General features: G+C 67.8%; 8 protein-coding genes and 1 tRNA gene. 4 read left to right on the forward strand and 5 right to left on the reverse strand.

Going from position 1 to position 6547, the window contains the following annotated elements; all coding sequences use genetic code 11:
• Nucleotides 1-26 precede the first annotated feature (26 nt).
• On the reverse strand, nt 27-1184 hold the full coding sequence (carA, locus tag BYZ73_RS07320; RefSeq protein WP_112315447.1) for a glutamine-hydrolyzing carbamoyl-phosphate synthase small subunit: 1158 nt from the start codon (nt 1182-1184) through the stop codon (nt 27-29).
• A gap of 182 nt (nt 1185-1366) precedes the next feature.
• Between carA and BYZ73_RS07325 the strand changes: the two genes are divergently transcribed.
• The gene (locus BYZ73_RS07325) at nt 1367-1825 is read left to right on the forward strand and encodes a GatB/YqeY domain-containing protein (RefSeq protein WP_108024942.1); all 459 of its coding nucleotides are present in this window, start codon (nt 1367-1369) and stop codon (nt 1823-1825) included.
• Between the two features lie 203 nt (nt 1826-2028).
• Nucleotides 2029-2361 (forward strand): hypothetical protein, encoded by a 333-nt coding sequence (locus BYZ73_RS07330; protein ID WP_108024943.1) that lies wholly within the window; start codon nt 2029-2031, stop codon nt 2359-2361.
• A 70-nt stretch (nt 2362-2431) separates the two neighbouring features.
• On the opposite strand, the gene lipB is transcribed toward BYZ73_RS07330, so the two are convergent.
• On the reverse strand, nt 2432-3112 hold the full coding sequence (gene lipB, locus BYZ73_RS07335) for a lipoyl(octanoyl) transferase LipB (protein ID WP_112315448.1): 681 nt from the start codon (nt 3110-3112) through the stop codon (nt 2432-2434).
• 114 nt (nt 3113-3226) lie between these two features.
• Between lipB and BYZ73_RS07340 the strand changes: the two genes are divergently transcribed.
• Complete coding sequence (locus tag BYZ73_RS07340; RefSeq protein WP_112315449.1) at nt 3227-4570, forward strand: peptidoglycan-binding domain-containing protein; 1344 nt, start codon at nt 3227-3229, stop codon at nt 4568-4570.
• 134 nt (nt 4571-4704) lie between these two features.
• Nucleotides 4705-4791 (forward strand) — tRNA-Leu (locus BYZ73_RS07345).
• Between the two features lie 293 nt (nt 4792-5084).
• Here the strand turns inward: BYZ73_RS07345 and BYZ73_RS07350 are convergent.
• The 3 genes from BYZ73_RS07350 to BYZ73_RS07360 all read right to left on the reverse strand — a co-directional run.
• The gene (locus BYZ73_RS07350; RefSeq protein ID WP_112315450.1) at nt 5085-5633 is read right to left on the reverse strand and encodes a hypothetical protein; all 549 of its coding nucleotides are present in this window, start codon (nt 5631-5633) and stop codon (nt 5085-5087) included.
• Complete coding sequence (locus BYZ73_RS22695) at nt 5596-6030, reverse strand: hypothetical protein (protein WP_181497989.1); 435 nt, start codon at nt 6028-6030, stop codon at nt 5596-5598. Before BYZ73_RS22695 ends, BYZ73_RS07350 begins: the two co-directional genes overlap by 38 nt.
• On the reverse strand, nt 6030-6547 hold a 518-nt coding region (locus tag BYZ73_RS07360; RefSeq protein WP_112315451.1), incomplete at its 5' end, for a hypothetical protein. The genes BYZ73_RS22695 and BYZ73_RS07360, both read right to left, overlap by 1 nt.

Here is a 6547-nt window from a genome sequence, read left to right on the forward strand (position 1 = left end):
AGCCCCCTGTGAAGCCTCCAGTCCGGTCAGGCCTGCTGGCGTTCGGCCATCGCGGCCGCGAAGCGTTCGAACAGGTAATAGCTGTCCTGCGGGCCCGGGCTCGCCTCGGGGTGATACTGCACCGAGAAGACCGGGCGGCCGGTCATCCGGATGCCGCAATTCGACCCGTCGAACAGCGACACATGGGTTTCCTTGACGCCCTCGGGCAGGGTCTGGCTGTCCACGGTGAAGCCGTGGTTCATCGAGGTGATCTCGACCTTGCCGGTTTCCAGATCCTTGACCGGGTGGTTGGCGCCGTGATGGCCGTGGTTCATCTTGACGGTCTTGGCGCCCAGCGCCAGCGCCAGCATCTGGTGGCCGAGGCAGATCCCGAACAGCGGCACGTCCTTTTCAAGAACCTTGCGGATCATCGGCACCGCATAGTCCCCGGTCGCCGCCGGATCGCCCGGCCCGTTCGACAGGAAGACGCCTTCGGGATCGAGCGCCAGGACGTCCTCGGCGGTCGCGGTCGCGGGCAGTACGGTCACGTCGCAGCCGGCCGAGGCGAGGCAGCGCAGGATGTTGCGCTTGGCGCCATAGTCGATGGCAACGACCCGGTGGCCGGGCTCGGTCCGTTTGGCGTGACCGTCGGGCCAGGCCCAGCGCATCTCGTCCCAGCGATAGCTCTGGGCGCAGGTCACGTCCTTGGCGAGGTCGAGCCCGACAAGTCCGGACCAGCCGCGCGCCTTGGCGACCAGCTTCTCGATGTCGAACCTGCCCTCGGGGTCATGGGCGATGGCCACATGCGGCGCGCCCTGCTGGCGGATCGCCCGGGTCAGCCGCCGGGTGTCGAGCCCGCCGATGCCGATCCGGCCGCGCCGGGCCAGCCAGGTCTTCAGCTCTTCGGCGGCGCGCCAGTTCGACGGCTCGGTCGGGTCCCATTTCACCACCATGCCCTCGGCGACGGGCTCGGCGGTCTCGTCGTCGTCGTCATTGACGCCGACATTGCCGACATGGGGGAAGGTGAAGGTCACCACCTGACCCGCATAGGACGGATCGGTCATGATCTCCTGATAGCCGGTCATCGCCGTGTTGAAGCACAACTCGGCCACCGTTTCGCCCACGGCGCCGAAGCCCTGGCCGTAGAAAACTGTGCCATCGGCAAGGGTCAGGCAGGCGGTCGGGCGGGGCGTGGCGGCGGGCATCGGGATCTCCTGGGCGCTGGTCGCGCGGACACTAGGTCGGTGCCAAGGAAGAATCAAGAGCCAGCGGCAAATTGTAGAACCACACGATTTCAAGGACTTGGCGCGGGTCTCTCCGGGTTGTCATGGCAAGATCCTGCCCTTATCTTGCCCAACTTGATCCAAGCAAAGACACGAGGCACCCCATGGACCTGCGCACCCGCATTTCGGCGGCGCTCAAGGCGGCGATGAAGGACAGGGAGGCCGACCGGCTGGGAACGCTGCGGCTGATCAATGCCGCGATCAAGGATCGCGACATCGCGGCGCGGACCGAAGGTGGCGAGGACGGCGTCGGCGAGGCCGAGGTGCTGGCGATCCTCGCGCGGATGGTCAAGCAGCGTCAGGAAAGCGCGCGCGCCTATGAAGAGGGCGGGCGGCTCGACCTCGCGGAACGCGAACGCGACGAGATCGGGGTGATCGAGGACTTCCTTCCCCGCCAGCTGACCGAGGACGAGGTCGATGCGGCGATCGGCGCCGCCATCGTCGAGACCCAGGCCAATTCGATCCGCGACATGGGCCGGGTCATGGCGCTGCTGAAAGCCGAATATGCCGGGCGGATGGATTTCGCGGCCGTGGGCCCCGCGGTGCGGCAGCGCCTGGCCTGAACGCGGTGACGCGCGCGGCCCTGCGGCAACCTGTGCCCGTTTTTTCGGCGGAGCCTGTCCTGTAAGTCTTGTGTCACGCGCCTGCGGGGCCATCTGGAAAGCGATTTGGTAACGGATCGGCGGATAGGAAGCATCTGCGGGCACTTCCTCCCGGACCCGAGGGGGGATAACGTGAACGCTTACACGGAGGCGGGGACCAGCTCATGTTCACTTACCTGAAGAAAGTCAGACCGGAAGACTGGCCTGCTCTGCTGCTGCGCGTCGGGGCGCTTTTGCTGATCACGGTGCATCTGATCGTCTTCCTCTTCATCTATCAGCACCCGCTGTTCATCCTGTCCGCGCTGGTGATGGGGCTTTTGCTGGCGCGCGAGATGTACGAGGATCTGTCGCAGCGGTTCTTCCGCCTGAAGGCCGAGGAATACGAAAAGGAACTGCACGGTGCCCGGGAGGACGCTCAGCAGACCGAGCGCCACCCGCTGCTGATCGAAGGCGCGGCCTCGCTGAAAGACATCTCGACCCGCTCGACGCGGCACTGACCGGTCGCCGAAACAGGATATGCTGCGGAGGGGCCTCGGATTCGGGGCCCGTCCGCTTGCGAAGAGGCGGCTATCCCGTCGCCGTCCGGCGCGCGGGCAGCGGGCCGAAGACCCGGGCGAAGCTGCGCTTCAGCGCCACGTCGACATCGCCCATCGTCACCGGAAGCCCCAGATCGACCAGACTGGTGACGCCATGGTCGCGGATGCCGCAGGGCACGATGCCGTCGAAATGGCCGAGATCGGGATCGACATTGATCGCCAGCCCGTGAAAGCTGACCCAGCGGCGCAGCCTCACGCCGATGGCCGCGATCTTGTCCTCGCGCGGGGCGCCGTCGGGGCCGGGGGGCAATTCGGGCCGCACCACCCAGACCCCGACCCGGCCCGGGCGCCGTTCGCCCCGGACGTTGAACTCGGCCAGGGTCGCGATCACCCACTCCTCGAGCTGCCAGACAAAGCGGCGGACGTCATGGCCGCGCTGGCCCACGTCGAGCATCGCATAGACCACCCGCTGGCCCGGCCCGTGATAGGTGTATTGCCCGCCCCGGCGCGTCTCGAAGACCGGAAACCGGCCGGGATCTGTCAGATCGGCGGGCTGGGCCGAGGTGCCCGCAGTGTAAAGCGGAGGATGTTCGATCAGCCAGATCGCCTCGCCCGCGCGGCCGGCAGCGATGGCATCGGCGCGCGTTTCCATTGCGGCAACAGTTTCCAGATACGGAGAAAGCTGTTCGAATTCAATCCATTCCGGCTCCATCTTAAGGCCTTCCTTGCTTGACAGGTATCGCGGTGCGCCCGGACAGTGCGGGCAGTCTGGTGCCTTCCGGGTGGGGCGGGCGCCTTCACGGCATTGCAGGAGAGACATGTCGGCATGAAGACGAAAGTTGCAATGGCCTGCCTCGCGGCCAGCCTCGCCCTCACCCCCGCCACCCGGGCCGCCGCCGATGGCGGCGATGTCGTCGGCGGACTGATCGCCGGTATCATCGGCGGTGCCATCCTCAACGAGGCCAGCAAGGGGCGGCAGCACCGTACCGGCCAGCACCGGACCTATGCCGACCCGGCCACGGTGGCGCAGAACCGCGAGGTCCAGACCTCGCTGAACTATTTCGGCTTCCCGGTCGGCGCCGTCGACGGCGTTCTGGGCAGCCGGTCGCGCACGGCCATTTCCGAGTATCAGGCGACCATGGGGTACCCGGTCACGGGACGGCTCCAGCCCTATGAGCGCGATTTCCTGACCGGTTCCTATCGCCGCGCCATCGCGGGCGGCCCGGCCACCGCACAGATGATCGCCGGCGACCCGATGGGGCCGCGCGGGCTGCTGCGCACCTATCAGAAGCAGGCCGCCGGCATTGCGCCGCCGCCTGTGGCGCAGCCGGTGCCGAACACCACCGTTGTCATCGCGCCCGCCGCGCCCGCGCCAGCCCCGGTCCCCGCGACCATCCCGGTGATGAATGCCGCGCGCGATCCGGGCCCGGGCGTAACGGGGCTGCCCAATTTCCTGGGCTCGGGCACCGGCAAGTCGCTGGCCTCGCATTGCAACAAGGTCAGCCTGCTGACCAGCACCAATGGCGGTTTCGTCACCTCGGCGGCGATGACCGACCCCTCGGTCGCGCTGAACGAACAGTTCTGCCTCGCGCGCACCTATGCCATCGCTTCGGGCGAGGACATGGCGGGCCGGGTCTCGACCCTCTCGCAGGATCAGATCGCCGCGCAATGCGACCGCCTCGGGCCGTTGCTCAAGCCCTATGTCTCGGCGCTGTCCTTCCGGCCGCGCGCCGAGGTGATGTCCGATCTCGGGGGCTTCGTGCAGGGCTCGGGCATGTCGCCCGAACAGCTGACGGGCACCGCGCGGATCTGCCTGTCGGTCGGCTATCGCACCGACAACATGGATGTGGCTCTGGGGTCGGCGCTTTTGCTGAACGTGCTGGGCGAGGACGTTTATGGCGAACTTCTGGGCCACCATCTGAGCCAGGGTTTCGGCACCGCGACCCGGGCCGATCTGGCGCTCGACTGGTACGATGCGGGGCTCGATGCTGTGGCGCGGGGCGCCGCGCCGGTCTTTGCCCCCGGCCAGCCCGAACGGTCGGATCTGATCCGCAAGGCCGCCTACCGGATCGGCGGGCGCGGCGACGGGACCGCGTTTGCGGCGCCCGCCCCCGCTGTCCCGGGGCAGGCGGCCATGCCTGCGCTGCCGGCGTTTTCGGTCGCGGACTAGCTGTCCGCGAGGCCGGGTGTCGCACGTCTGCGGAACCCGGCCGTTGCGCCGCACCCGATGGGGCGAAAAAGGCAAGAATCCCCCTTCACATCCCCGAACCGACTCGCTATGAACCCCGGCACTACCAGACACGTGCGGTCGTGGCGGAATTGGTAGACGCGCAGCGTTGAGGTCGCTGTGGGGTAACTCCCGTGGAAGTTCGAGTCTTCTCGACCGCACCATAGTCCAAGCAAAATCAAAGGCTTGGCTCTATTTTTCCGGTTAGTCCCCCATCTAGTCCCCCAAAAGCGTAGCGGATTTCACGGCGACCTGAGCATATCGGCTTCATGCGTCGCCCCTTTCGAGCCAGGCTTGGACATCCTCGAATCTCGCGAGCCTCACGTTCCCGCGTTTGATGGTGCGCCACTCATCTCCGGCACGGTTCATCCATCGGTGAAACGTGGATGTGCTGACCCCGAGCAAAGCAGGGGCATCCTTCGGACGAATGTAGATTGGCGCGGCTTGCGACGGATTCTCAAACATCGGTCTTTCCTTCCTTCATGACAGAATAAACCAGCTCGGCGACGGCCTCGCGGAACGCTTCGGCCGCAGGCTCTTCGACCGGTTTGGGCATGGCGTCTGGCGCGGAGTAGCTGCCGCCGCAGACGGTCTTGTCGTTCTCCGGCGCGCCGCAGTCTTGTGAGAGCGGGGTCTCGCCCTGCGACCGCCCGGCGTCCATATCCCCAAGCAGAAGCCGCTCGGCGCGCCTCGGATCCCCGGCCAGGCGAAGGCGCGAAATGAGATCGCATGCGGCCATCACACCGGCGCGGAAGCGGAGATCCTCGCCGAGCCTGGCCTCGATCCGTTGAAGGCCCCAGCGCAGAGCGCGCTGCATGTCAGGGCACCAGCTGCCGCCCAGAAGCGTGCTGCGAACCAGATCGCGGCCGAAGAGCCGGATCACGGGCGTACCGTCCCTGCTGATTGTCAGACGGGCTTCGGCCGGGACGGCTTCGGCCTCGAACGGGCCGAAGCTGGCGCGGAGCGTATCAGCCATTGCCCCGGTCCCCGTGGTGGCGGGCGGCATCAATCGCCGCGTCGAGGTCTTCCAGGTTCAAGACGAGGTTTTCGGGCGTTTTGCCCGCGAAGACGCCCCCGGACTGGATCGTGTCGAGATCCCGGGCGCGCAGCCACCGATACCGTCCTGCGTCCTCCCGCAGCCGCCCGAGCTCGGCGCGGAGCCGGTCGCGTTCGGCCTCTGCGGCGTCGGCCCGGGCGCGCGCGGCGATCAGCATTTCGCGGTGGTAGCGATCCGCGCTGTCGACGATGTCGCCGTCCACATAGCGGTGGAACACGCAATCGCGCTCGCTGTCTCCCTCGAAACGCGGGACGGTGGCGTGTTCTGAAAAGACGTGCCTGCCCTCTGCATCGTCCGGGTCGGGTTGGGCGGCCCAGATCTCGCGGGGCCATTCGGTCTCTTTCATCACGCGGCCTCCTGTCTTGCGTCGCCGCCCCATTGGACGGCCGCAGCGGCGGCGAGGCCCTCGAAGGTGCGGGATCTGATCTTCCAGCGGTCGGGGCCGGGCGGGGCCCGGTGGACCGCGCTCCAGCGCTTGTGCGCCTCGGTGCCGGGCGCGGGCGGGGTCAGGCGGTCGGTGGCGCTCAGGGGCGCGAGGCCGCGCAGGTAAAGGCCGGTCGCCTTGAAGAAGGGCTCGCCGAACCACCATGGCTGGACGATCTGCGGTTTCGGCAGATCGGCGGGCAGGCGGGCGCGGCCATGCGGGTGCATCACCGGGTTCTCGACCGCGACGCGCGGGATCGGGGCGCGCCAGCAGGCCGAGAAGAGCGCGGCACCCTCGTCAAGCAATCGCCACATGATGGCACGGCGGGCCTCTTCGTGCAGGTTCGGCCAGGCGGCGCGCTCGTCGGGACGCGCCTCGGCCGGGGCGTTGGTCGGCGGCACATGCAGCCAGCGGACGCCCGAATTGCAGAGCCGGGTGC

The organism is Rhodovulum viride (assembly GCF_003265965.1).
GTDB classification, from domain to species: Bacteria; Pseudomonadota; Alphaproteobacteria; order Rhodobacterales; family Rhodobacteraceae; genus Rhodovulum; species Rhodovulum kholense.

What these genes read in the sequence shown, in the direction of transcription:
- carA (WP_112315447.1), bottom strand. Translation starts at nt 1,184, where the DNA reads ATGCCCGCCGCCACGCCCCGCCCGACCGCCTGCCTGACCCTTGCCGAT.
- lipB (WP_112315448.1), bottom strand. Translation starts at nt 3,112, where the DNA reads ATGGAGCCGGAATGGATTGAATTCGAACAGCTTTCTCCGTATCTGGAA.
- BYZ73_RS07340 (WP_112315449.1), top strand. Translation starts at nt 3,227, where the DNA reads ATGAAGACGAAAGTTGCAATGGCCTGCCTCGCGGCCAGCCTCGCCCTC.
- BYZ73_RS22695 (WP_181497989.1), bottom strand. Translation starts at nt 6,030, where the DNA reads ATGAAAGAGACCGAATGGCCCCGCGAGATCTGGGCCGCCCAACCCGAC.
- BYZ73_RS07330 (WP_108024943.1), top strand. Translation starts at nt 2,029, where the DNA reads ATGTTCACTTACCTGAAGAAAGTCAGACCGGAAGACTGGCCTGCTCTG.
- BYZ73_RS07325 (WP_108024942.1), top strand. Translation starts at nt 1,367, where the DNA reads ATGGACCTGCGCACCCGCATTTCGGCGGCGCTCAAGGCGGCGATGAAG.
- BYZ73_RS07350 (WP_112315450.1), bottom strand. Translation starts at nt 5,633, where the DNA reads ATGCCGCCCGCCACCACGGGGACCGGGGCAATGGCTGATACGCTCCGC.